This is a genomic window from Mycobacterium sp. pW045 (assembly GCF_041287085.1).
Taxonomy (GTDB): domain Bacteria; phylum Actinomycetota; class Actinomycetes; order Mycobacteriales; family Mycobacteriaceae; genus Mycobacterium; species Mycobacterium algericum_A.
This window is the reverse complement of the sequence record NZ_JBGGKU010000009.1, coordinates 170050-192272: the sequence shown is the minus strand read 5'-3', so window position 1 is coordinate 192272 and position 22223 is coordinate 170050. Positions and strand designations below refer to the sequence as shown.

The following is a 22223-nucleotide window of genomic DNA, read 5'->3' as shown; positions in this document are numbered from 1 at the left end:
TGTCGCAGACTCAGAGCAGGTCCAGGATCCGATCGCCGGTCGCTGCCGTGGACAACTTCGCCTCACCTCGGGTGGCCAGGTGCTCGGCGACGGCCCGGTCGACCCGCTCTGCGGCGGTGTCCTCGCCGACGTGTGCCAGCAGCAACGCCACCGACATGATCGCCGCTGTCGGATCGGCGATGCCCTGACCGGCGATGTCCGGTGCGCTGCCATGCACCGGTTCGAACATCGACGGGTTGGTGCGGGTGGCGTCGATGTTGCCGCTGGCCGCCAGTCCGATACCGCCGCACACCGCGGCCGCCAGGTCGGTGACGATGTCACCGAACAGGTTGTCGGTGACGATCACATCGAACCGGCCGGGATCGGTGACCAAATAGATGGTCGCGGCGTCGGTGTGGCAGTAGGCGATCTCGACATCGGGGTATTCGGCAGCGATCTCCTGCACCGTGCGCCACCACAGGTCCCCGGCGAAGTTCAGCACGTTGGTCTTGTGCAACAACGTCAGGTGCTTGCGGCGGCGCTGGGCCCGGCCGAACGCATCGTGGACCACGCGGCGCACGCCGTATGCGGTGTTGACGCTGACCTCGGAGGCGATCTCGTGTTCGGTGCCGCGCCGCAGGAAACCACCGGTGCCGGCGTAGGGCCCCTCGGTGCCCTCGCGGACCACCACCAGGTCGATCTCCGGATTGCCTACCAGCGGGCCGCTGACCCCGGGATAGAGCCGGGCCGGACGCAGATTGACGTGGTGATCCAGCGCGAAACGTGCTTTGAGCAACAGGCCGCGCTCCAGCACCCCGGACGGCACCGACGGGTCGCCGATCGCGCCGAGCAGGATCACATCGTGTGCGCCGAGCTCCTTGAGCACCGAGTCGGGCAACACCTCACCGGTGGCGTGATAGCGCTTGGCCCCGAGATCGTAAGTCGTCTTCTCGGTGCCGGGCAGCACCGCATCGAGCACCTTGACGGCTTCGGCGATGACCTCCGGGCCGATGCCGTCGCCCGGGATGACCGCGAGTTTGACACTCATGCCAGGTCGACCTCCTCGAACTTGTTGGCACCCACCGCGGCGGTGATCGCCGACTGCACGTCCGCCGGCACCGGGCGGTCCACCCGCAGCAGGATCGTCGCCGCGGGCCCTTCGGCGTCTTCGGACAGTTGCGCGGCGTGAATGTTGATGCCGGCGGAGCCCAGCAGGGTGCCGATCTTGCCGAGGGCCCCGGGCTGGTCGGAGTAGTTGATGATCAGGTTGACACCCTCGGCGCGCAGATCGAAGTTCCGTCCGTTGATCTGGACGATCTTCTCCACCAACTGCGGGCCGGAGAGGGTGCCGGCCACCGTCACGGCCGCGCCGTCGGCGGTGACCGCCTTGAGCTCGACGACGCTGCGGTGGTTGGGACTTTCGCTGGCCGTGCCGATCTCCGCGTGCACTCCGCGCTCGGCGGCCAGCGCCGGCGCGTTGACGAACGTCACCGGATCTTCGATGATCGCCGAGAACAGCCCGCGTAGCGCCGAAAGTTTTAGTATTCCAACGTCTTCGGATGCCAGCTCGCCGCGTACCTGCACACTCAGCGAGACCGGGAGACCGTCGGAGACCGCGCCCGCCAGCAGCCCGAGCTTGCGCACCAGATCGAGCCAGGGCGCGACCTCCTCGTTGACCGCGCCGCCCCCCACATTGACCGCGTCGGGCACGAATTCACCGGCCAGTGCCAGCTTCACACTCTTGGCGACATCGGTGCCGGCCCGGTCCTGCGCCTGGGATGTGGAGGCGCCCAGGTGCGGGGTCACCACCACCTGCGGCAGGTCGAATAACGGGGAGTCGGTGCACGGTTCGGTGGCGAACACGTCCAGCCCGGCGGCCCGCACATGACCACTGGTGATCGCATCGGCCAACGCCGCCTCATCGATCAGCCCACCGCGGGCGGCGTTGACGATGATCACCCCCGGCTTGGTCTTGGCCAGCGCCTCCTTGCCGATCAGGCCCGCGGTCTCGGGGGTCTTGGGCAGGTGGACCGAGATGAAATCGGCGCGACCGAGCAACTCGTCGAGGCTCAGCAACTCGATGCCCAACTGGGCGGCACGCGCGGCCGACACATACGGGTCGTAGGCGACGATGTGGGCGCCGAACGCGGCCAGCCGCTGAGCGACCAGCTGGCCGATCCGGCCGAGGCCGACCACGCCGACGGTGTGGTCGAAGATCTCGGTACCGGAAAACGATGAGCGCTTCCATTCCTTGGCGTGCAGCGATGCGTCGGCGGCCGGGATCTGCCGCGCGGCGGCGAGCATCAGCGCAATGGCATGCTCGGCGGCACTGTGAATATTCGAGGTCGGGGCGTTGACGACCAGCACACCGCGTGCGGTGGCGGCGTCGACGTCGACATTGTCCAAGCCGACCCCGGCCCGGGCCACGATCTTGAGCTTGGTACCGGCCGCGAGCACCTCGGCGTCGACTGTGGTCGCCGAGCGCACCAGCAGTGCGTCCGCCTCCGGTACGGCGGCCAGGAGCTTCTCCCGGTCGGGGCCATCGACCCAGCGAACCTCGACCTGATCCCCCAGGGCGGCGACGGTGGATTGGGCGAGCTTGTCAGCGATCAGTACCACGGGCAGAGTCACCCGAACAGCCTAACGATGGCCGCCGGAGCGGCGTAGCCGGGCGCTGGCGGACACTTCCCGCCTTGCGGGGAAAGGCTTTTACCGTCGATCCCCGGCAATGACCGAGACCGGCGCTGCACCGCTTCGGTCGCGGCTGGACCGCACCTGGACCGGAGCAACTCGGCCGGCGACCGATTTCCGTACCGGCGGACGTATCCGGCATAGAACCCGTGTCCACATTAATTTTCAATTAAGTATGGACTTGTTTGTACTTTAGTGTAATCTCAGTTCCTCTGTGGTGACCATTACACACAGCCCTAGTCATGACACAGATCACATTTCGAGGAGCAGCCATGAACGCCACCCTTCGTCCGTTTGCCCTGGCGGGCGCCGCGATCATCGGCGCCACCGCAATCGCCGCCACGCCCGTGGTGGTCGCACCCGTGAGCGTGCCGACACCGGTCATCGAACTCACAGCCGACGTCGGCGGCGGGTTCGAGGGTGTGCTGGGCTCGCTCGGCGACGGTTTGGGCAACCTGCTGAGCAGCCTGGACCTGTCGGCGATCATCGGCGACCTCTTTGGCGGCCTGAACCTGTCCGAGCTCATCGGCGACCTCTTTGGCAGCCTGGACCTGTCGGCGATCATCGGCGACCTCTTTGGCGGCCTGAACCTGTCGGAGCTCATCGGCGACTTCTTCGCCAACTTCGACCTATCCGGCATCTTCACCGGCATCACCGACTTCTTCGCCAACTTCGACCTATCCGGCATCTTCACCGGCATCACCGACTTCTTCGCCGACTTCGACCTATCCGGCATCTTCACCGGCATCGGCGACTTCTTCGCCGACTTCGACCTGTCGGAGCTCCTGGGCGGCCTGGATCTGTCTGGCTTGCTCGACGACCTGTTCGGCGGCCTGTAAAGGGCGGCGCCGGCAGACCGGACCCGGGCGGGCCGGAGGTCCAGCCGAGCCCGTGACGATAAGCGAGTGGCCCCTGCCATGGCAGGGGCCACTCGTTTGTGGGACAGCGTCCGGCACGGTAGCCGTTGGAGACCAACGGCTATCGGGCCGATATCAGCTCGTCAGGCCGTCTCGGTGATGGGCCGGTCCACCCAGCTCATCAGGTCGCGCAGCTTCTTGCCGGTGACCTCGATCGGGTGCTCGGCGTTGGCCTTGCGCAGCCCCTCGAGTTCCTTGTTGCCGCCTTCGACGTTGGCGACCAGGCGCTTGACGAAGGTGCCGTCCTGGATGTCGGAGAGGATGTCGCGCATCCGCTGCTTGGTGTCGGCGTCGATCACCCGCGGCCCGGACAGGTAGCCGCCGTACTCCGCGGTGTCGGACACCGAGTAGTTCATCCGGGCGATACCGCCCTCGTACATCAGGTCCACGATCAGCTTGAGCTCGTGCAGCACCTCGAAGTAGGCCATCTCCGGGGCGTAACCGGCCTCGACCATGACCTCGAAGCCGGCCTTGACCAGTTCCTCGGTGCCGCCGCACAGCACGGCCTGCTCACCGAACAGGTCGGTCTCGGTCTCCTCCTTGAAGGTGGTCTTGATGACCCCGGCCCGGGTGCCGCCGATGCCCTTGGCATACGACAGCGCCAGCGCCTCGCCGTCGCCACGCGGGTCCTGGGCGACGGCGATCAGCGATGGCACACCCTTGCCGTCGACGAACTGGCGGCGCACCAGGTGGCCCGGCCCCTTGGGCGCGACCATCCCGACGACGATGTCGGCGGCCGGCTTGATCAGACCGAAGTGGATGTTCAGGCCGTGGCCGAAGAACAGCGCGTCGCCAGCCACCAAGTTGGGCTCGATGTCGGTTGTGAAGATCTCGGCCTGCGCGGTGTCGGGCGCCAACAGCATGATCACGTCGGCCCACTTGGCGACCTCGGCGGGGGTGTCGACCTCGAGGCCCTGCTCGGCGACCTTGGGGCGCGACTTCGAGCCCTCTTTGAGGCCCACCTTCACCTGCACGCCGGAGTCGCGCAGGCTCAGCGAGTGCGCGTGGCCCTGGCTGCCGTAGCCGATCACGCCGACCTTGCGGCCCTGGATGATCGACAGGTCGGCGTCGTCGTCATAGAACATCTCAACTGCCACTTTGTGTCACTTCTTTCTGTTCGTTCTTCGATGAAGTATTGGCGGGACTATTTGGCCGTGCCGATGCCGCGCGGACCGCGCGACAACGATACGAGACCCGATTGGACGATCTCGCGGATGCCATAGGGTTCCAACACCCGCAGCAGCGCCTCGAACTTGGCCGGGGTGCCGGTGGCCTCGATGATCAGCGACTCCGGCGAGACGTCGATCACCCTGGCGCGGAACAGGTTCACCGCCTCGATGATCTGCCCTCGGGTGCCGGCGTCGGCACGGACTTTGATCAGCGCGATCTCGCGCGACACCGAGTTGTCGTCCTCCTGCTCGACGATCTTGATGACGTTGATCAGCTTGTTGAGCTGCTTGGTGATCTGCTCCAGGGGGGTGTCCTCCACCGAGACCACGATCGTCATCCGCGACATGTTCTTGGTCTCGGTGGCACCGACCGCCAGCGACTCGATGTTGAAGCCGCGCCGAGAGAACAGCGCCGCCACCCGGGCGAGCACGCCGGGCTTGTCCTCGACCAGCACCGACAGGGTGTGGGTCTTCCAGGCGGTGGTCATCAGGCGTGTCCCTCGTTGTCGTCGTCGTCGAACAGCGGACGGATACCGCGGGCGGCCTGGATCTCGTCGTTGCTGGTGCCGGCGGCCACCATCGGCCACACCTGCGCATCCGCGCCGACGATGAAGTCGATCACCACCGGGCGATCGGTGATCGCCCGCGCCTGATTGATGACGTCTTCGACGTCTTCTTCACGCTCGCAACGCAATCCGACGCAACCGAACGCCTCGGCCAGCATCACGAAGTCGGGAATCCGGTGCGAGTGGGTGGCCAGGTCGGTCTGGCTGTAGCGCTCCCCGTAGAACAGGGTCTGCCACTGCCGCACCATGCCCAGGTTGCCGTTGTTGATCAGCGCCACCTTGATCGGGATGCCCTCGATCGCACAGGTCGCCAACTCCTGGTTGGTCATCTGGAAACAGCCGTCGCCGTCGACCGCCCACACCTCGGCGTCCGGGCGGCCCATCTTGGCCCCCATCGCCGCCGGGATCGCAAAGCCCATGGTGCCCAGTCCCCCGGAGTTCAGCCAGGTGCGTGGCTTCTCGTATTTGATGAACTGCGCCGCCCACATCTGGTGCTGACCCACGCCGGCGACGTACAGCGCCTCGGGCCCGGCGATCTGACCCAACTTCTCGATCACGAACTCCGGACCGAGGCTGCCGTCGCTCTGCGGGCCGTAACTCAGCGGATAGGTGGAGCGCACGTCGTCGAGGTAGGCCCACCACTCATCCAGGTCCAGCGCGGCCTTGTCCTGGCGCAGCGCGGCGGTCAGTTCGGTGATGACGGCCTTGACGTCGCCCACGATCGGCACGTCGGCATGCCGGTTCTTGCCGATCTCGGCCGGGTCGATGTCGGCGTGGATAACCTTGGCGTCCGGGGCGAACGAGTCCAGCTGGCCGGTGACCCGGTCGTCGAACCGGGCGCCGAGGGTGATCAGCAGATCCGAGCGCTGCAGGCCGGCCACCGCCGACACGGTGCCGTGCATACCGGGCATGCCCAGGTGCTGGCGATGACTGTCGGGGAAGGCGCCGCGCGCCATCAAGGTGGTGACCACCGGGATGTTGGTCAGCTCGGCCAGTTCACGCAGCTCCGCGCAGGCGTCGCCGCGGATCACCCCGCCGCCGGTGTAGAGCACCGGCCGGCGCGCCGCCGCGATCAGCTTGGCGGCCTCCCGGATCTGCCGGTTGTGCGGTTTGGTGTTGGGTTTGTAGCCCGGCAAGTCCAGCTTCGGCGGCCAGGCGAAGGTGCACTGGCCCTGCAGCACGTCCTTGGGGATATCAACGAGAACTGCCCCGGGCCGTCCGCTTGCCGCGATGTGGAACGCCTCGGCGATCACCCGGGGGATGTCGTCGCCGTTGCGGACCAGGAAATTGTGCTTGGTGATCGGCATGGTGATGCCGGAGATGTCGGCCTCCTGGAAGGCATCCGTACCGATCAGCGACCGCCCCACCTGACCGGTGATGGCGACCACCGGGATGGAGTCCATCTGAGCGTCGGCCAGCGGGGTGACAAGGTTGGTGGCGCCCGGCCCCGAGGTGGCCATCATGACCCCGACCCGCCCGGTGGCGTGCGCGTAACCGCTGGCGGCGTGCCCGGCGCCCTGCTCGTGACGGACCAGCACGTGGCGCAGCTTCTTGGAGTCGAACAGCGGGTCATAGACCGGCAGCACCGCACCACCGGGGATACCGAAGATGACGTCGACGTCGAGTTCCTCCAGCGACCGGATCACCGACTGGGCACCGGTCAGCTGCTCGGGTGCGATGCGCTTGGCGGCCGCCCTGGCTTTATCCGCCGAGGGGGCCGCGTGGGCCGGCTGCGGTGGTGCGGACCGCTCCGGCGGTCGGGTCGTGGGTGCGCTCACGGTTTCCTCTTTGTCTTCGACGGCTGTGTCTTTGGGGACTGGTGGCAACAAAAAACCCCCGCCAGCTCAGCTGCTGCACGAGGGTTGCGCGTTGGTGGTTGAAAGCTCAGGCAACAACCAACGCGCAGGGGGCTACTACGAGCATGCCGTTGTCCATAGCGGATGACGGTAGTCGCTGGACCGACCCGGGTCAAATGGCCGGGTGGTGCGCTCAGTGCAGGTGGTCGACCAGCGAGCCGCGTTCGCCGAAGAGCTCGGACTCCCAACGCTGCAGCAGCACGCTGTTGTCGTGGTCGTCGGGATGGAAGCCGGGCCGCAGGTAGTCGCCGAGCCGGCGAAAAACCGCGCGGGTCAAAAACGGTGAGTGCCGCAGCGCCGCGAAACTGCGGACCAGGCGCACCGGATGGTAGGCGGCCCGGTCGGAGAACAGCGAGATGATGGTGTTCATCGTGACGGCGATGGGAAAGCTGAATCGGATGACCCGCATCGTCCGGATCCGCCGGATCTCATCACCGCCGACGGCGCGGTAGACATCGAACGCCACCGAGCGGTGCTCGGATTCCTCGACGGCGTGCCACAGCAGCATGGACCGCACCTCCGTCGTGCCGAGCAGCTCCTGGGCCCGCTCATCGGCGAGCAGGGTCTCGGCGAACACTGCGGTGAAGTGTTCCAGTGCGGCCGTGATGGAAAGGCAGGTCAGCGGCGAGAAGCGTCGTTCGGCCGCTTTCAGGCGGCGGTGCACGAGTCGGTCGATCCTGCGGGTGGGGTAACCCATCTGCTGCAGCCGCTCATTGAGTGCCCGGTGCTCACGGCCGTGGGTGACCTCCTGGCCGATGAACCCCTTGACCTGATCCTTCAGTACCGGATCGGTGATCTGGCCGGCATAGTGGCGCACCGAACGAATGAAGAAGTCCTCGCCCTCGGGGAACACCGCCGACAGGTGCGCGATCAGGTGACTCATCACCAGGTCGCCCTGCACGAAGTGACGCTGCAACGCCGCCACCGGGTAGTTGAACCGGATCCGGCGCGGCTGCACCGCCAGATGCGCGGATTGCCGGCCGCTCTCCTCGACGGTCATGGCGCCTCCTCCGGTGGGTGAATGGTTGGTTGTGGATCTGCCGGCTCGGCCACCAGCGGCCGGGCCAGCGTCTTGAAGGTCTCGAGGATGTCCCCGGGAGGCACGGGTTCGTAGCCGTCGATCGACCGGGACATCGCCAGGCCGTTCATCAGCACGAAAGCCATCTGCAGGCCGACGCGCGAAGGCGGGGCGGCGCCGCCGGCGATGTCGGCCGGGCCCAGCAGTTGGTCGTAGACCCGTTCGCAGGCTTCGGCGAACTGCCGATCGGTTTCGATGACCGCCGGCGCCAGGTCCGGATCGGTGCGCGCCGCTACCCACAGTTCGATCGTCGCGGTGAAAGTCGGGCCGGAGAACATCGACCACAGCAGGGCGAATGCTTCGTCCAGCTTGTGGGCGGCGGGATCCAGCCCGGCCATCAATACCTGGAACTCCTCGATGCGGCGGTTGAGCGCGAACTCGATCGCGGCGGTCAGCAGGCCGTTCTTGGTCGGGAAATGTCCTTGCAGCGCCCCTACCGACACCCCGGCACGACGGGCCACCTCGGTGGTGGTGGTTCCCTTGAAACCCACTTCCACCAGCGCGTCCAGTGTCGCGTCCAGCAGTGCACGCCGGGTCTCGGCGGTGCGCTCCGCCTGAGTCCGGCGGGGTCTGGTCGACGGCATGCAGCCATCATGGCCCACTTAAAATAAGTAGTCAATATTTTTTTGAGGGCTCGGCGTCTCCCGCTAGTGCGCCCGTCCGCACCCGATCGGAACGGCGGTGACATCATGCGGGGGTGCCCTCCGCATCACCCGATCCCGCACCGCTGGTGATCCGCATCTCCCCGATGGCCCACTTCGCGGTCGGCTTCTTGACGCTGGGCCTGCTGATCCCGGTGATGACCTGGCCGCTCACCGCGCCGCTTCTGCTGTTTCCGGCGCTGTTCTCGGCACTGATCGTGCGGTGGCGGACCGTTGCCGACGCCCAACAGGTCACGGTGCGAACCCTGCTGGGAAGCCGTTCGGTGAGCTGGGATGACATCGCCGGCCTCGGGTTCAGCCGGGGATCGTGGGCGCGGGCGCACCTGCGCAACGGCGAGCGACTGCGCCTGCCGGCGGTCAGTTTCGCGACGCTGCCGCTGCTCACCGAGGCCAGCGGCGGGCGGGTTCCCAACCCGTATCGGTGAGGCCGGCCCGCCCGGGGCCGGCTGCCGGCAGAGCTAGGCCAGCGGGTTCGCCCCGTTGAGCAACACCCACATCGCCACGCCGCCGGCGATCCCGAGCAGCAATGCCGCAACCGACCCGATGAAGGGCCGCCGGGCCCAGCCGCGGTCACCGTCGAGCCCGTACCGGCCCGGCCCGACCAGCACGATCGCCACCGCCACCACGATCAGCATGATGTGGTACTCGTGGCCGTCGGGCAGGAAGTAGTCGAAGCGCCCCTGGCCCTGCGAGACCCCGGCGAGCACACCGTTGATCAGATAGGCCAGTGCGCCGGCAGCGGCCAGCGGGGTAAACAAGCCGAGCACCAGCAGCAGGCCGGCGGCGATCTGCCCGCCCCCCGCGGCGTAGGTCAAGATGTCGGCGTGCTGGTAGCCGGCCTCGGCGATCGAGCTCTTCAATCCGGTCAGACCCTGGCCACCCCACCAGCCGAACAGCTGACGCAGCCCGTGGGCGACCAGCGACACACCCAGGCCCAGCCGCAGGATCAATAGGCCCAGATCCTGGGTTCCGCGCCGGTCCACCACCCGAAACGGGTCGTCGGTGTCCGCGCCGGAACCGACCACTCGCCCGGCGGTGCTCTGCGGCTCGGCGTAGGGCAGCGGGTTGTAGTCGCCACCGAGCGGGCGCGAACCGGTCGGATCGTAGGGCGGGATCGCAGCTGTCTCGAAATCACCGGTATAGGTCGGCGATGGCATGTCGTCCTCCGGATCTACCAGACGCGCCGACTTGGGACGTCCTTTGCCTGCGTCGCCAGCATCACCCGGCCGACGCCAGTGTGAGCCCTCACCTTGACTCTTCACCCTGCAAGGGTAAGGGCAACCCCGGCGCGATTGGGGATTTGAACGGCTTCGTTAGCGAATCGATTCCGGCTCGGTGCGGCCGGGCGAGGCGCTGCTGCGGCGGGCATCGTGGCGAAACGGAACGCGGTGTCCGTACCCTGTCGGGCATGCGGATGCGCAGGGCGGTTGTTCGGGTGCCTGTCGTGCTGGGTGTGGTGTTGCTGGTGCTGACCGGTTGCGCGCACTTCGATGACGCTCAATCGCAGCCGTTCACCACGGTGCCGCGCCGCGGCATGGCACCCACCACGACCCCTCCGCCGCCCCCGCCGCTGCCCGCCAACCCGTTTCCCAAGCAGTGCCCGGCCCCCGGGGTGATGCAGGGCTGCCTGGAGAGCACCAGCGGCCTGATCATGCACGCCGACAGCAAGTCGGCGCTGGTCGCCGAGCGGACCACCGGCGCGGTCAAGGAGATCTCGCTGACCGCCGAGCCCAAGGTGAAGACTGTCATCGGCGTCGACCCGGCCGGTGACGGCGGACTGATGGACATCGTGCTGTCGCCGACCTACCGGCAGGACCGGCTGATGTACGCCTACATCAGTACCCCCACCGACAACCGGGTGATCCGGATCGCCGACGGCGACGTGCCGAAGGACCTGCTGACCGGAATTCCCAAGGGCGCTACCGGCAACACCGGCGCGCTGATCTTCACCAGTCCCACCACGCTGGTGGTGCTGACCGGGGATGCCGGGAACCCGGCGGCGGCCGCCGACCCGGGCTCGACGGCGGGCAAGGTGCTGCGCATCGAGCAGCCGACGACGATCGGGCAGGCCGCCCCCACCACCGCGCTGAGCGGGCTGGGCGCCGGCGGCGGGCTGTGCATCGACCATGTCGACGGCTCGCTCTACGTCACCGACCGCAGCCCCAGCGGGGACCGCCTGCAGCGCATCACCAAGGACTCCCGTGTCTCGACGGTGTGGACGTGGCCGGACAAACCCGGCGTCGCCGGCTGCGCCGCGATGGACGGGATCGTGCTGGTCAACCTGATCAACACCAAGCAGACCGTCGCAGTACGCCTGGCCGCCGGTACCGGTTCGGTCACCAGCGAACCCGAGGTCATGCGCCAAGACACCCACGGCCACGTCTGGGCCGTCGAGATGTCGCCGGACGGCAACGTCTGGGGCGCGACGGTGAACAAGACCGCCGGCGACGCGGAGAAGCTCGACGATGTGGTGTTCCCGCTGTTCCCGTCCGGCGGCGGGTTCCCGCGCGCCAATGACGACAAGGATTGATCCGGGTCATGCATTGACCTGAGCTTGCAATTAGGTCAACTCAGGCCAATCTTTGCAATTGGACGGGACAAGCGCGTCAGCGTTCGCCGGATTGCGCGAACGGCCAGGCCCGTGGCGGTCAGCAACTGCCCCAAGAGTGGACTAAAAATCGGCTTGAACTTGCATTTTTGTGGATCAACTCCAGAAACGTAGACCGTCGTCCGCCGTGTTGTTACGGCTGCGTAAAAAAAGTCCTGCGTTGATTAGTTTCCTACACTACTTTCAAGTAATGTTTCGGAAGCCGTGCGACCCGTCACAGCAATAGTAATGAGGAGACCCATGCAATACGTTGTTCGCTCACCATGGATCGTCACCGGCGCGGCGCTCATCGGCGCCGGCGCCATCGCCGCCGCCCCGGTCACCGCGCCGCTGCCGAGCCTGCCTGCCGCGCACTCATCTGCTGTGGCGCTGACGGCCGACTTCGACTTCTTCGGTGCCTGGCAGGACGTGTTCGACACCGCCAAGACCAACGCCACCACGCTGTGGGACGCCATGTCAGCGGCCCCGATGGTGGCCGGGCAGCAACTGATCGCCGACCTGATGAACGGCGTGTCCATCGATCCGCAGGCGGTCATCGACGCCGTTGTGCAGCCCAGCATGCAAACCGATCTGCCGATGTCGCCGCTGCTGCTGAGCAATGACGCGCTGCAGGCACTGATCGCGCTGGTGATGCCGCAGTACATGCCCGACGACTTCCCCCTCAGCACCGATGAGCTCACGCCGGTTCTCTCCTTTCTGGCGTCACCGCTCAGCGGGGTGCTGATCGGCGCGCTCGGCCCGTCCATCAGCCCGCTGGTGGCGCTGAGCAACAGCATCGGCGAGATCAGCACCGCACTGTCCGGCGACAACCCGGATTGGACGGCGGCGTTGCAGGACATCGCCAACATCCCGGCCAACATGGTCGGCGGGTTCCTCAACGGGGCCACCCTCAACCTGGACGCGCTGCTGCCGACCCTGACCGAGGCCGGTCTGCTGCCCGCGGTTCTGGACGTCACCCAGCTGAGCTACACCTTCGGCGGCCTGTTGTCGCCCGGCCTCACCGGCACCGACGTCGAAGGCTTCGTGAAGGAGATCTTCGACGGCAGTTCTCCCGGCATCGGCGGCTCGATCATCAACGGACTGGGGCTGACCACCGGCCTCATGGGCTTCCCGCTGGTGGCTGAGGGCCAAGGCGTCGGGCTGTTGGGTGCGTGGCAGAGCCTGCAGGAGATCATCGCCAACGCGCTGGGCTGGGATGGCGTGGGCAATCCGCTCGACGACCTGGCCGGCACCGGCAGCTCCGCGGCGGGCGACCTGCTCGCCGACCTCGCGAGTTCGATCGGCCTGTAGGACTGTTCGTTGCCACACCAGTGGCCCCCTTCGATCCCGAAGGGGGCCACTGGTGTCGTCGACGCTGCCGGACCGGTTCTCACAAAAGCTTTACCGCCCCCGCCCGACCGCCTTAAATATCCGGCTTACCTTGGGAGTCATCTAGGGAAAAGGATGACGACACGATGTTGATCGACGTTCGGTGGCTGCAGTTCATCTTCGAGCACCGGAACCACCCGCGGGCCCGCCGGCCGCAGCAGATCAACGGCGGTGTCTCCGGCTGAGACCTGGCGTTTACCCGCAGGCCGCCAGCACCAGTTCCCGGACCCGGGCGGCGTCGGCCTGACCCTTGGTGGCTTTCATCACCGCGCCAACGATCGCACCGGCCGCCTGTACCTTCCCGCCCCGAATCTTGTCGGCCACATCAGGATTGGCAGCCAGCGCCGCGTCGATCGCCGCTTGGATCACCGAATCGTCGCGCACCACGACCAGGCCACGGTCGGTCATCACCTGCTCGGGTTCGCCCTCACCGGCCAGCACCCCCTCGACCACCTGGCGGGCCAGCTTGTTGGACAGCTTGCCCGAATCCACCAGCGCCACCACGTCGGCGACCTGCTTCGGGGTGATCGCCAGCGCGTCGAGCTCGACGCCGGCCTCGTTGGCCTTCTGCACCAGGAAGTTTCCCCACCAGGCCCGAGCCGCCTCGCTGGATGCCCCGGCTGACACGGTGGCGGCAACCAGTTCGACCGCGCCGGCGTTGACCAGATCGCGCATCACCTCGTCGGAGATGCCCCATTCGTCTTGAATCTTCTTGCGAGCCAGCCACGGCAGCTCGGGAATGGTGCCGCGCAGCCGTTCAACCCATTCGGCGCTCGGCGCCACCGGCTCCAGATCGGGCTCGGGGAAATAGCGGTAGTCCTCGGCGGTCTCCTTGGTCCGTCCGGGGCTGGTGTAGCCGGCCTCATGGAAGTGCCGGGTCTCCTGGATGACGGTGCCACCACCGGTGAGCACCGCACCCTGGCGGCGCATCTCGTAGCTGACGGCCACCTCGACGCTCTTCAGTGAGTTGACGTTCTTGGTCTCGGTGCGCGTTCCGAATTCGGTTGCGCCGCGCGGCATCAACGAGACGTTGGCGTCGCAGCGCATCGACCCCTGATCCATCCGCACATCGGAGACATCCAGCGAGCGCAGCAGGTCCCGCAGCGCGGTCACGTATGCCCGGGCGATCTGCGGGGCACGTTCGCCGGCCCCGGTGATCGGCTTGGTGACGATCTCGATCAGCGGGACGCCGGCCCGGTTGTAGTCGACCAGGGATTCGCTGGCACCCTCGATGCGGCCGGTGTCACTGCCGACGTGGGTGAGCTTGCCGGTGTCCTCCTCCATGTGGGCGCGCTCGATGTCCACCCGCCAGGTTGTGCCATCGTCGAGCGGCACGTCCAGGTAACCGTTGAACGCGATCGGCTCGTCGTACTGCGAGATCTGGTAGTTCTTCGGCTGGTCGGGATAGAAGTAGTTCTTGCGGGCGAAGCGGCACCAGGAGGCGATCTCGCAGTTGAGTGCCAGCCCGATCCGGATGGCCGACTCCACACCGACGGCGTTGAGCACCGGCAGCGATCCGGGCAGCCCGAGGCAGACCGGGCACACCTGGGTGTTGGGTTCGGCGCCGAACGCGGTCGAGCAGCCGCAGAACATCTTGGTGGCCGTGGACAACTCGACGTGCACCTCCAGGCCCAGCACCGGGTCGAAGCGGGCGATGACGTCGTCGTAGTCGAGCAGGTCGGCGACAGCAGCGGTCATGGCGCAAAGTCTAGGTGACCGGGTCACACCGGCCAGTCCTCCGTCCGGTAGGCGGCGTCGAAGAACATCCACTCGTAGCGCGCGCTGGTGTGGAAATGCCGCCGCATCAGTTCCCCGGTGGCCGGCGACACCTGCGCACCGATACCGTCGGTGACGGCGAGCACCGCGTCGACCACGGCCTGGAAATCCTCGCCGGCATAGGTGTCGATCCAGCGCTGGAACAGTGGCACCGGTGAACCGTGGCGCTGCAGATGTTCGCCGACCCGGGCATAGACCCAGTAGCAGGGCAGCACCGCGGCGACGGCTTCGGCGTAGGAACCCGATGCGGTGACGGCCACCAGGTGGCTCGCGTAGGCCTGCGTCGTCGGGGTGATCGGCAGTGCGGCCGCCTGGGCGGTGTCCATTCCCAGCTCGGCGAGCAGCCCGGTGTGCAGCTCGCGCTCGGCGCCGAGCGCGACACCGGCATGTTCGGCGAACATCGTCAGCTCCGCTTCGACCGGCGCCTTGGCCGCGCAACCGGCAAGTGCCCGGGCGTAGGCCCGCAGGTAGTGGGCATCCTGGGCAATGTAATAACGGAATCGGTCGTGGCCCAGCGACCCGTCGGTGAGCCCGGTGATGAAGGGGTGTTCGCAGATTCGTCGGTAGATCCCGGCGATATCGGCCCAGAGCACGTCGCGCATACGGTCTGCCATGCCTCAGGCTAACCGGGCGGTACCGTTTGGCCATGGCTGAGCGCAACGTACTGGGCGGCCCGCTGGAGCCGTGCGGCAGCGACCCCGTGACCGGCTTCTACCGCGACGGCTGCTGTTCGTCGGGGCCGGAGGACATCGGACTGCACACCATCTGCGCGGTGGTCACCGGCGAGTTCCTCGAGCACCAGCGCTCGATCGGCAACGACCTGTCCACGCCGATGCCCGCCTACCGATTCCCCGGGCTGACCCCCGGTGACCGCTGGTGTGTCACCGCGCTGAACTGGCTGCGGGCACACCGAGACGGCCGTGCGGCCCCGGTGGTGCTGGCCGCCACCCATGAACGCACCCTCGACGTGGTTTCGCTGGATGTGTTGCGCGGCTACGCCGTTGACGTGCCGGATGACCTGGGCGAGCTGTGAACCGTTAGTTGCCGAGCACGGCGCCGATACCGCCGTTCTGCTGCTGCTGCTGGCGGCGATGGACATACCGGACGAATTCGTCGACCAGGCCGCCGTATTCGGGACAGTCCGCGGTCACCGAGCCGGCCAGCAGCCGTCCGGTCTGGTTCTCGGCCAACCCGCTGGTCACCAGGATGTGGTTGACCGCGGCCTTGACCCCGGCCAGGTTGGGCTGAGCATCCATGAACGCACAGACCTCCCCACCGTGATCGGCGACGTAATCGCTTACCGCGTCGCCGGTACCGTGAGCCGGGGCGGCGAGGACAAGCCCGATCGGCAGCGCCGCCAGCGCGGTGGCCGTCCGCGACAGCTTTCCCATACCGGCCCCCCAACCTTCGTTCATCCGGCAAGCGAACAGTAGTCCGGCGAACACCCGGCGACCACTCGGCGACTATTGCCCTAATCCGCCGTGTACAAACACCGGCTACCCGAAGAACGCCGCCGCGTCGTCGTAGCGGCTCTGCGGCACCACCTTGAGCTGGCGCACCGCGTCGGCCAGCGCCACCCGCCCGATCTCCTGGCCGCGAAGCGACACCATCATCCCGTACTCGCCGGCGTGGGCGGCGTCGGCGGCGTTAACGCCGAACCGGGTTGCCAGCACCCGGTCGTAAGCGGTCGGGGTGCCGCCCCGCTGCACGTGGCCCAGCACCGTGGTGCGCACTTCCTTCTTGACACGCCGCTCGATCTCGACGGCCAGCTGGGCGGCAACCCCGGTGAACCGCTCGTGGCCGAACTCGTCGATCCCGCCGGAACGCAGCTCCATCGACCCGGCCGCGGGTTTGGCCCCTTCGGCGACGACGCAGATGAAGTGGGACGAGCCGTGCTGGAAGCGCTGCTTGACCAGCCGGCACACCTCTTCGACATCGAACGGCTGCTCGGGGATCAGCGTCATGTGCGCGCCGCTGGCCAGGCCGGCGTTCAGGGCGATCCAGCCGGCGTGGCGTCCCATCACCTCGACCAGCATGACCCGCTGGTGGGATTCGGCGGTCGAATGCAACCGGTCGATGGCCTCGGTAGCGACCTCCAGCGCGGTGTCGTGCCCGAAAGTGACGTCGGTGCAGTCGATGTCGTTGTCGATGGTCTTGGGCACCCCGACCACCGGGACGTTCTCCTGCGACAGCCAGTGCGCCGCGGTCAGGGTGCCCTCCCCACCGATCGGGATGAGCACGTCGATGCCGTTGTCGTCGAGGGTCGCCTTGACCTGGTCGAGGCCGGCACGCAACTTGTCCGGGTTCACCCGGGCGGTGCCGAGCATGGTGCCACCCTTGGCCAGCAGCCGATCGTTGCGGTCGTCGTTGGCCAGCTGGATGCGCCGGTTCTCCAGCAGGCCGCGCCAACCGTCCTGAAAGCCGACCACCGACGAGCCGTAGCGCGAATCGCAGGTGCGTACCACCGCCCTGATCACCGCGTTCAGCCCGGGACAGTCACCGCCACCGGTGAGGACTCCGATCCGCATGCCCCCATCTTGCCCGGTGTGCGGCCACCGGTTTTCCCATTGCCCGGATCAGACTTTGGGAACAGACCACTCCAACTCGAATTCGACCTGGTATTTGATGTTCGTGCCCTTGTCCTCGCGCTCGATCTCGATCTCGCGCTCCAGTGCCTCGGGCACCTCCAGGCTGCCGTCGGCCCCGTAGGAGATCTTCCCGGCCTCCAGTTCGTCGGCCAGCCGCCGCAGGTCCGCCGCGGCCTCCGCCCGGGTCATCATCCGTTCTTCCTCGTGAATCGTTTCTTCAGCCATATTCCCAGGGTACGGAAGTGACGTCGCCCTCAGATCGCCGTCGGCAGTACGCCGCGAGCGGCCTCGTAGGCCGCCCCCACCCGGTAGAGCCGGTCATCGGCCAGCGCCGGCGCCATGATCTGCAGACCCACCGGCAACCCGTCGTCGCCGGACAGCCCCGACGGCACCGACATACCGCAGTGCCCGGCCAGGTTCAGCGGCAGCGTGCACAGGTCGAACAGGTACATCGCCAGCGGGTCGTCGACCTTCTCGCCGAGCCGGAAGGCCGTGCTGGGGGTGGTGGGCGAGATCAGCACGTCGACGGACTCATAGGCCGTGTCCAGGTCACGGGCGATCAGGGTGCGCACCTTCTGCGCCTGGTTGTAGTAGGCGTCGTAGTAGCCCGCCGACAGCGCGTAGGTCCCGAGCATGATGCGGCGCTTGACCTCCGGGCCGAAGCCGGCGGCGCGGGTCAGCGCCATCACCTCCTCGGCGCTGTGGGTACCGTCGTCGCCGACGCGCAGCCCGAAGCGCATCGCGTCGAAGCGCGCCAGGTTCGACGACACCTCCGAGGGCAGGATCAGGTAGTAGGCGGACAGTGCGTAGTCGAAGTGCGGACAGTCCACCTCGGAGATCTGGGCTCCCAGCGCCGTCAACTGTTCGACGGCGGTGTTGAACGACGCCAGCACGCCGGGCTGGTAGCCCTCCCCGCGGTGCAGCTGGCGCACCACCCCGATCCGCACGCCCGACAGATCCCCGGCGGCGCCGGCTTGCGCGGCGACGACGACATCGGGCACCGCGGCGTCCAGCGAGGTGGAATCGCGCGGGTCATGCCCGGCGATCACAGCATGCAGCAGCGCGGTGTCGGCCACGGTGCGCGCGCACGGCCCGCCCTGGTCGAGCGACGACGCGCACGCCACCAGCCCATAGCGGCTCACGGTGCCGTAGGTGGGTTTGACACCGACGGTGGCGGTCAGCGCGGCCGGCTGGCGGATCGAGCCGCCGGTGTCGGTGCCGATGGCCAGCGGTGCCTGAAATGCCGCCAGTGCCGCGGCGCTGCCGCCGCCGGACCCGCCGGGCACCCGCTCGACGTCCCACGGGTTGCGGGTGGGGCCGTAGGCGGAGTTCTCCGTGGAGGAGCCCATCGCGAACTCGTCCATGTTGGTCTTGCCCAGGATCGGGATACCGGCCGCGCGCAGCCGGGCGGTGACGGTCGCGTCGTAGGGCGGCCGCCAGCCTTCCAGGATCTTCGATCCGCACGTGGTGGGCGCATCCACGGTGGTGAAGACGTCCTTGAGGGCCAGCGGCACTCCCGCCAGCGGCGACGGTGCCTCGCCGGCGGCGATGGCCTTGTCGGCGGCTGCGGCGGCGGCCAGCGCTTCCTCGGCGCCGACGTGCAGGAAGGCGCCGTAACGCTGGTCGGTGGCCGCGATCTGGTCCAGATGGGCCTGGGTCACCTCTACCGAAGACACCTCACCGGCGGCGATCCGCGCCGCCAGGGTGGCCGCGTCGGAGCGAATCAGCTCACTCACTGGCTCTCCCCCAGGATCTGCGGGACCGCGAAGCGGCCGTCTTCCGCACGCGGGGCGCCCGCGAGCGCCTGCTGCTGGGTCAGGCTGGTCACCAGCTCGTCGGGCCGGGTCACGTTGACGGCCTTGAGCGGGTTGTCGGTGGCCTCGACGCCGGTGACGTCTACGGCCGCAATCGTGCTGACATGGGTCAGGATCGCGTCGAGCTGGTCGGCGAAACCGTCCAACTCGGCGTCGGTCAGCGCCAGCCGGGCCAACCGAGCCAGATGGGCGACGTCGTCACGGGAGATCTGGGGCACGACTGGCAAGACTAGTCGGCGTCACTTTCGGTGCGGCCACTGTGGGACAGTTTTGCGGTGTCTTCCTATCTGCTGCGCGTCGAACTCGACGACCGCCCCGGCAGCCTCGGCTCGCTGGCGGTCGCGCTGGGCTCGGTGGGAGCCGACATCTTGTCGCTGGATGTCATCGAGCGGGGTTCCGGATCGGCGATCGATGACTTGGTGGTCGAGCTGCCCCCCGGAGCGATGCCCGATGTACTGATCACCGCCGCGGAGCGGCTGGAGGGCATCCGGGTGCACAGTGTTCGCCCGTATACCGGGCTGCTGGAGGCGCACCGCGAGCTCGAGCTCATCGACCGCGTCGCGGCGGCCGGTGACCGTCAGGCCAAGCTGCAGAAATTGGCCGACGCAGCACCCCGGGTGCTGCGGGTCAGCTGGTGCGCGGTGTGGCGCGGCGACGGGTCCGCCGCTGGGTTCCGCCGGCTTGTGGGCAGTCCGGGCACTCCCGAGACCGAAGCCGGCGCCGTGCCGTGGTTGCCGCTCGCGCGCGCCGCCGTCTTGGACAACACCGCCGACTGGGTGCCCGCGGTGTGGCGGGAAATGGACACCGCGCTACTGGCCGCCCCGCTGGGGGACCCGCAGACTGCGATCGTGCTGGGCCGCACCGGCGGCCCGCCGTTCCTGCCGGCCGAGGTGGCGCGGTTGGGCTATCTCGCCGGGATCGTCGCCACGCTGTTGCGCTGATGGCGCCGGCCCACTTCGCCCGGCTCCGCCGCGCTCGCGACCGCCGCTGCTGATGGCGCCGGCCCACGTCGCCCGGCTCCGCCGCGCTCGCGACCGCCGCTGCTAATCCGTCGGCTCGTCGTCCGCCGGTCCTTCGGCCAGCAGCTTGACGAAGCCCTCCTCGTCGAGGATCGGCACGCCGAGCTCGACGGCCTTGTCGTACTTCGACCCCGGCGCGTCACCGGCGACGACGTAGGCGGTCTTCTTCGACACCGATCCGGCCGCCCGGCCGCCGCGCGCAATGATGGCCTCCTTGGCCTCGTCGCGGGAGAAGCCGGTCAGCGACCCGGTCACGACGATGCTCAGGCCCTCCAGCGTGCGCTGGATGCTCGCGTCGCGCTCGTCGGCCATCCGCACCCCGGCCGCCCGCCATTTGTCGACGATCGCGCGGTGCCAGTCGACGTCGAACCATTCGGTGACCGCGGTGGCAATGGTGGGCCCGACGCCCTCGACGGCGGCCAGCTGCTCGGTGGACGCCGCGGTGATCGCCTCCAGGCTGCCGAACTCGGTGGCCAGCGCCCGGGCTGCGGTCGGGCCGACGTGGCGGATCGACAATGCCACCAGCACCCGCCACAGCGGTTGGGATTTGGCCTTGTCGAGGTTGGCCAGCAGTTGCCGGCCGTTCTTGGACAGCGCACCGCCCTTGGTGGTGAACAACTCGGTGCGCAGCAAGTCGTCTTCGGTGAGGGTGAACAAGTCGCCTTCGTCGGTGATGACCCCGGCGCCCAGCAGCGCGGTGGCCGCCTCGTAGCCCAGCGCCTCGATGTCGAAGGCGCCGCGGCCGGCGACGTGGAAGACCCGCTCGCGCAGCTGCGCCGGGCAGGACCGGGCGTTGGGGCAGCGGATGTCGACGTCGGCCTCTTTGGCGGGCGCCAGCAGGGTGCCGCACTCCGGGCAGTGGGTCGGCATGACGAACTCACGCTCGGTGCCGTCGCGCAGATCGACGACGGGACCGAGCACCTCGGGGATCACGTCACCGGCCTTGCGGATGATCACGGTGTCGCCGATCAGCACCCCTTTGCGTTTGACCTCCGAGGCGTTGTGCAGCGTGGCCAGCCCCACCGTGGAGCCGGCCACCTTGACCGGGGTCATGTAGGCGAACGGAGTGACCCGGCCGGTGCGCCCGACGCTGACCCGGATGTCGACCAGCGTGGTCTGCGCCTCCTCGGGCGGGTATTTGTAGGCCACTGCCCAGCGCGGCACCCGGGAGGTGGCGCCGAGCCGGCGCTGCAGTGCCCGGTCGTCGACTTTGACGACCACACCGTCGATTTCGTGTTCGACGTCGTGGCGGTGCTCGCCCCAGTAGGTGATGCGTTCGGCCACCGCGGCAATGCCTTCAACGCGGGCGGTGTGCGGTGAGACCGGCAGGCCCCAGGCCTTCATCGCAGTGTAGGCCTCGTGCAGGGTGGCCGGGTTGAATCCCTCGGTGTAGCCCAGGCCGTGGCAGACCATCCGCAGGTTGCGCCGGGCGGTGATCGCCGGGTTCTTCTGCCGCAGCGAGCCGGCCGCACTGTTGCGTGGGTTGGCGAACGGCGCCTTGCCCTCGGCGACCAGCCCGGCGTTGAGGGTTTCGAAGTCCTCCAGCCGGAAGTACACCTCACCGCGCACCTCCAGCACCGCCGGGATCGGGAATTCACTGTCGGCGGTGAGGAATTCGGGGATGTCGGCGATGGTCCGCGCATTCAGCGTCACATCCTCGCCGACCCGGCCGTCACCGCGGGTGGCGCCACTGACCAACCGGCCGTCGCGATACACCAACCCGAGCGCCACCCCGTCGACCTTGAGCTCGCACAGATAGGTGGTGTCGCCGCCGATCTCGCCGGCGACCCGGCCCGCCCACGCGGTCAGCTCATCGGGCGAGAACACGTCTTCCAGCGACAGCATCCGCTCCAGGTGCTCGGCCGGTGTGAAGTCCGTGGTGAACCCCGCCCCGCCCACCAGCTGGGTCGGCGAGTCGGCGACGCGCAGTTCGGGGTAGGCGTCCTCGAGGGCGAGCAGCCGGTTGAACAGCTCGTCGAACTCGCTGTCGGGGATGACCGGCGCGTCCTTGACGTAGTAGCGGAACTGGTGTTCGCGCACCTCTTCAGCCAGGTCGTGCCACTGCCGCCGGATGTCGGGGCTCACGCTGTCGGCCTCTGGACTCACCCTGGCAGGCTATCGGCTGACTACCC

22 protein-coding genes are annotated in these 22223 nt (G+C 68.0%); 6 read left to right on the top strand and 16 right to left on the bottom strand.

Annotation, left to right across the window (positions count from 1 at the left end; genetic code table 11):
- Positions 1-10 precede the first annotated feature (10 nt).
- Positions 11-1027, bottom strand: a complete 1017-nt coding sequence (locus ACAG20_RS15965; protein WP_370493262.1) for a 3-isopropylmalate dehydrogenase — start codon at positions 1025-1027, stop codon at positions 11-13.
- Positions 1024-2610 carry a phosphoglycerate dehydrogenase gene (gene serA, locus ACAG20_RS15960; protein ID WP_370493261.1) on the bottom strand — a complete coding sequence of 529 codons (1587 nt, stop codon included), beginning with the start codon at positions 2608-2610 and terminating at the stop codon, positions 1024-1026. The genes ACAG20_RS15965 and serA overlap by 4 nt, the downstream gene beginning before the upstream one ends.
- Before the next feature lie 332 nt (positions 2611-2942).
- Between serA and ACAG20_RS15955 the strand changes: the two genes are divergently transcribed.
- Positions 2943-3509, top strand: coding sequence for a hypothetical protein (locus ACAG20_RS15955; RefSeq protein ID WP_370493260.1), 567 nt, complete (start codon positions 2943-2945; stop codon positions 3507-3509).
- A gap of 161 nt (positions 3510-3670) precedes the next feature.
- Here the strand turns inward: ACAG20_RS15955 and ilvC are convergent, their stop codons facing one another.
- The 5 genes from ilvC to ACAG20_RS15930 form a co-directional block, all read right to left on the bottom strand.
- Positions 3671-4672 carry a ketol-acid reductoisomerase gene (gene ilvC, locus ACAG20_RS15950; RefSeq protein WP_205277480.1) on the bottom strand — a complete coding sequence of 334 codons (1002 nt, stop codon included), beginning with the start codon at positions 4670-4672 and terminating at the stop codon, positions 3671-3673.
- 59 nt (positions 4673-4731) lie between these two features.
- On the bottom strand, positions 4732-5244 hold the full coding sequence (gene ilvN, locus ACAG20_RS15945) for an acetolactate synthase small subunit (RefSeq protein WP_083039088.1): 513 nt from the start codon (positions 5242-5244) through the stop codon (positions 4732-4734).
- Positions 5244-7100, bottom strand: coding sequence for an acetolactate synthase large subunit (locus tag ACAG20_RS15940; RefSeq protein WP_370493259.1), 1857 nt, complete (start codon positions 7098-7100; stop codon positions 5244-5246). Before ACAG20_RS15940 ends, ilvN begins: the two co-directional genes overlap by 1 nt.
- A 211-nt stretch (positions 7101-7311) precedes the next feature.
- On the bottom strand, positions 7312-8178 hold the full coding sequence (locus ACAG20_RS15935) for a metal-dependent hydrolase (protein WP_370493258.1): 867 nt from the start codon (positions 8176-8178) through the stop codon (positions 7312-7314).
- Positions 8175-8840, bottom strand: a complete 666-nt coding sequence (locus ACAG20_RS15930; protein WP_370493257.1) for a TetR/AcrR family transcriptional regulator — start codon at positions 8838-8840, stop codon at positions 8175-8177. The genes ACAG20_RS15935 and ACAG20_RS15930 overlap by 4 nt, the downstream gene beginning before the upstream one ends.
- A 164-nt stretch (positions 8841-9004) precedes the next feature.
- On the opposite strand from ACAG20_RS15930, the gene ACAG20_RS15925 reads away from it, so the two are divergent.
- On the top strand, positions 9005-9343 hold the full coding sequence (locus ACAG20_RS15925) for a PH domain-containing protein (protein WP_112684650.1): 339 nt from the start codon (positions 9005-9007) through the stop codon (positions 9341-9343).
- Between the two features lie 33 nt (positions 9344-9376).
- Here the strand turns inward: ACAG20_RS15925 and ACAG20_RS15920 are convergent, their stop codons facing one another.
- Positions 9377-10180 carry a DoxX family membrane protein gene (locus ACAG20_RS15920; protein WP_112684612.1) on the bottom strand — a complete coding sequence of 268 codons (804 nt, stop codon included), beginning with the start codon at positions 10178-10180 and terminating at the stop codon, positions 9377-9379.
- Between the two features lie 146 nt (positions 10181-10326).
- On the opposite strand from ACAG20_RS15920, the gene ACAG20_RS15915 reads away from it, so the two are divergent.
- Positions 10327-11448, top strand: a complete 1122-nt coding sequence (locus ACAG20_RS15915; RefSeq protein ID WP_370493256.1) for a PQQ-dependent sugar dehydrogenase — start codon at positions 10327-10329, stop codon at positions 11446-11448.
- Between the two features lie 318 nt (positions 11449-11766).
- Entirely contained in the window at positions 11767-12816 is a 1050-nt protein-coding gene (gene gjpA / locus ACAG20_RS15910; protein ID WP_370493255.1) for an outer membrane porin GjpA, read from the top strand.
- A gap of 273 nt (positions 12817-13089) precedes the next feature.
- On the opposite strand, the gene gatB is transcribed toward gjpA, so the two are convergent.
- Together gatB and tenA are read right to left on the bottom strand one after the other, a co-directional pair.
- Positions 13090-14592 (bottom strand): Asp-tRNA(Asn)/Glu-tRNA(Gln) amidotransferase subunit GatB, encoded by a 1503-nt coding sequence (gene gatB, locus ACAG20_RS15905; protein ID WP_112684616.1) that lies wholly within the window; start codon positions 14590-14592, stop codon positions 13090-13092.
- Between the two features lie 23 nt (positions 14593-14615).
- On the bottom strand, positions 14616-15284 hold the full coding sequence (tenA, locus tag ACAG20_RS15900; protein WP_112684618.1) for a thiaminase II: 669 nt from the start codon (positions 15282-15284) through the stop codon (positions 14616-14618).
- Positions 15285-15316: 32 nt separating this feature from the next.
- Between tenA and ACAG20_RS15895 the strand changes: the two genes are divergently transcribed.
- Complete coding sequence (locus ACAG20_RS15895; protein WP_112684620.1) at positions 15317-15703, top strand: DUF2237 family protein; 387 nt, start codon at positions 15317-15319, stop codon at positions 15701-15703.
- 4 nt (positions 15704-15707) lie between these two features.
- Here ACAG20_RS15895 and ACAG20_RS15890 read toward each other — a convergent pair whose 3' ends face one another.
- The 5 genes from ACAG20_RS15890 to gatC form a co-directional block, all read right to left on the bottom strand.
- On the bottom strand, positions 15708-16061 hold the full coding sequence (locus ACAG20_RS15890) for a hypothetical protein (protein WP_112684654.1): 354 nt from the start codon (positions 16059-16061) through the stop codon (positions 15708-15710).
- A gap of 105 nt (positions 16062-16166) precedes the next feature.
- Positions 16167-17198, bottom strand: a complete 1032-nt coding sequence (locus ACAG20_RS15885; protein WP_013829661.1) for an ATP-dependent 6-phosphofructokinase — start codon at positions 17196-17198, stop codon at positions 16167-16169.
- Between the two features lie 48 nt (positions 17199-17246).
- Positions 17247-17483: an amphi-Trp domain-containing protein gene (locus ACAG20_RS15880; RefSeq protein ID WP_112684622.1), complete on the bottom strand. Its 237-nt coding sequence runs from the start codon at positions 17481-17483 to the stop codon at positions 17247-17249.
- A gap of 29 nt (positions 17484-17512) precedes the next feature.
- Positions 17513-18994, bottom strand: coding sequence for an Asp-tRNA(Asn)/Glu-tRNA(Gln) amidotransferase subunit GatA (gene gatA, locus ACAG20_RS15875; RefSeq protein WP_370493254.1), 1482 nt, complete (start codon positions 18992-18994; stop codon positions 17513-17515).
- On the bottom strand, positions 18991-19290 hold the full coding sequence (gene gatC, locus ACAG20_RS15870) for an Asp-tRNA(Asn)/Glu-tRNA(Gln) amidotransferase subunit GatC (RefSeq protein WP_370493253.1): 300 nt from the start codon (positions 19288-19290) through the stop codon (positions 18991-18993). Before gatC ends, gatA begins: the two co-directional genes overlap by 4 nt.
- 57 nt (positions 19291-19347) lie before the next feature.
- Between gatC and ACAG20_RS15865 the strand changes: the two genes are divergently transcribed.
- Positions 19348-20013, top strand: coding sequence for an amino acid-binding protein (locus ACAG20_RS15865; RefSeq protein WP_370493252.1), 666 nt, complete (start codon positions 19348-19350; stop codon positions 20011-20013).
- Positions 20014-20115: 102 nt separating this feature from the next.
- Here ACAG20_RS15865 and ligA read toward each other — a convergent pair whose 3' ends face one another.
- Positions 20116-22197, bottom strand: a complete 2082-nt coding sequence (gene ligA / locus ACAG20_RS15860) for an NAD-dependent DNA ligase LigA (protein WP_370493251.1) — start codon at positions 22195-22197, stop codon at positions 20116-20118.
- Between the last annotated feature and the right edge of the window lie 26 nt (positions 22198-22223).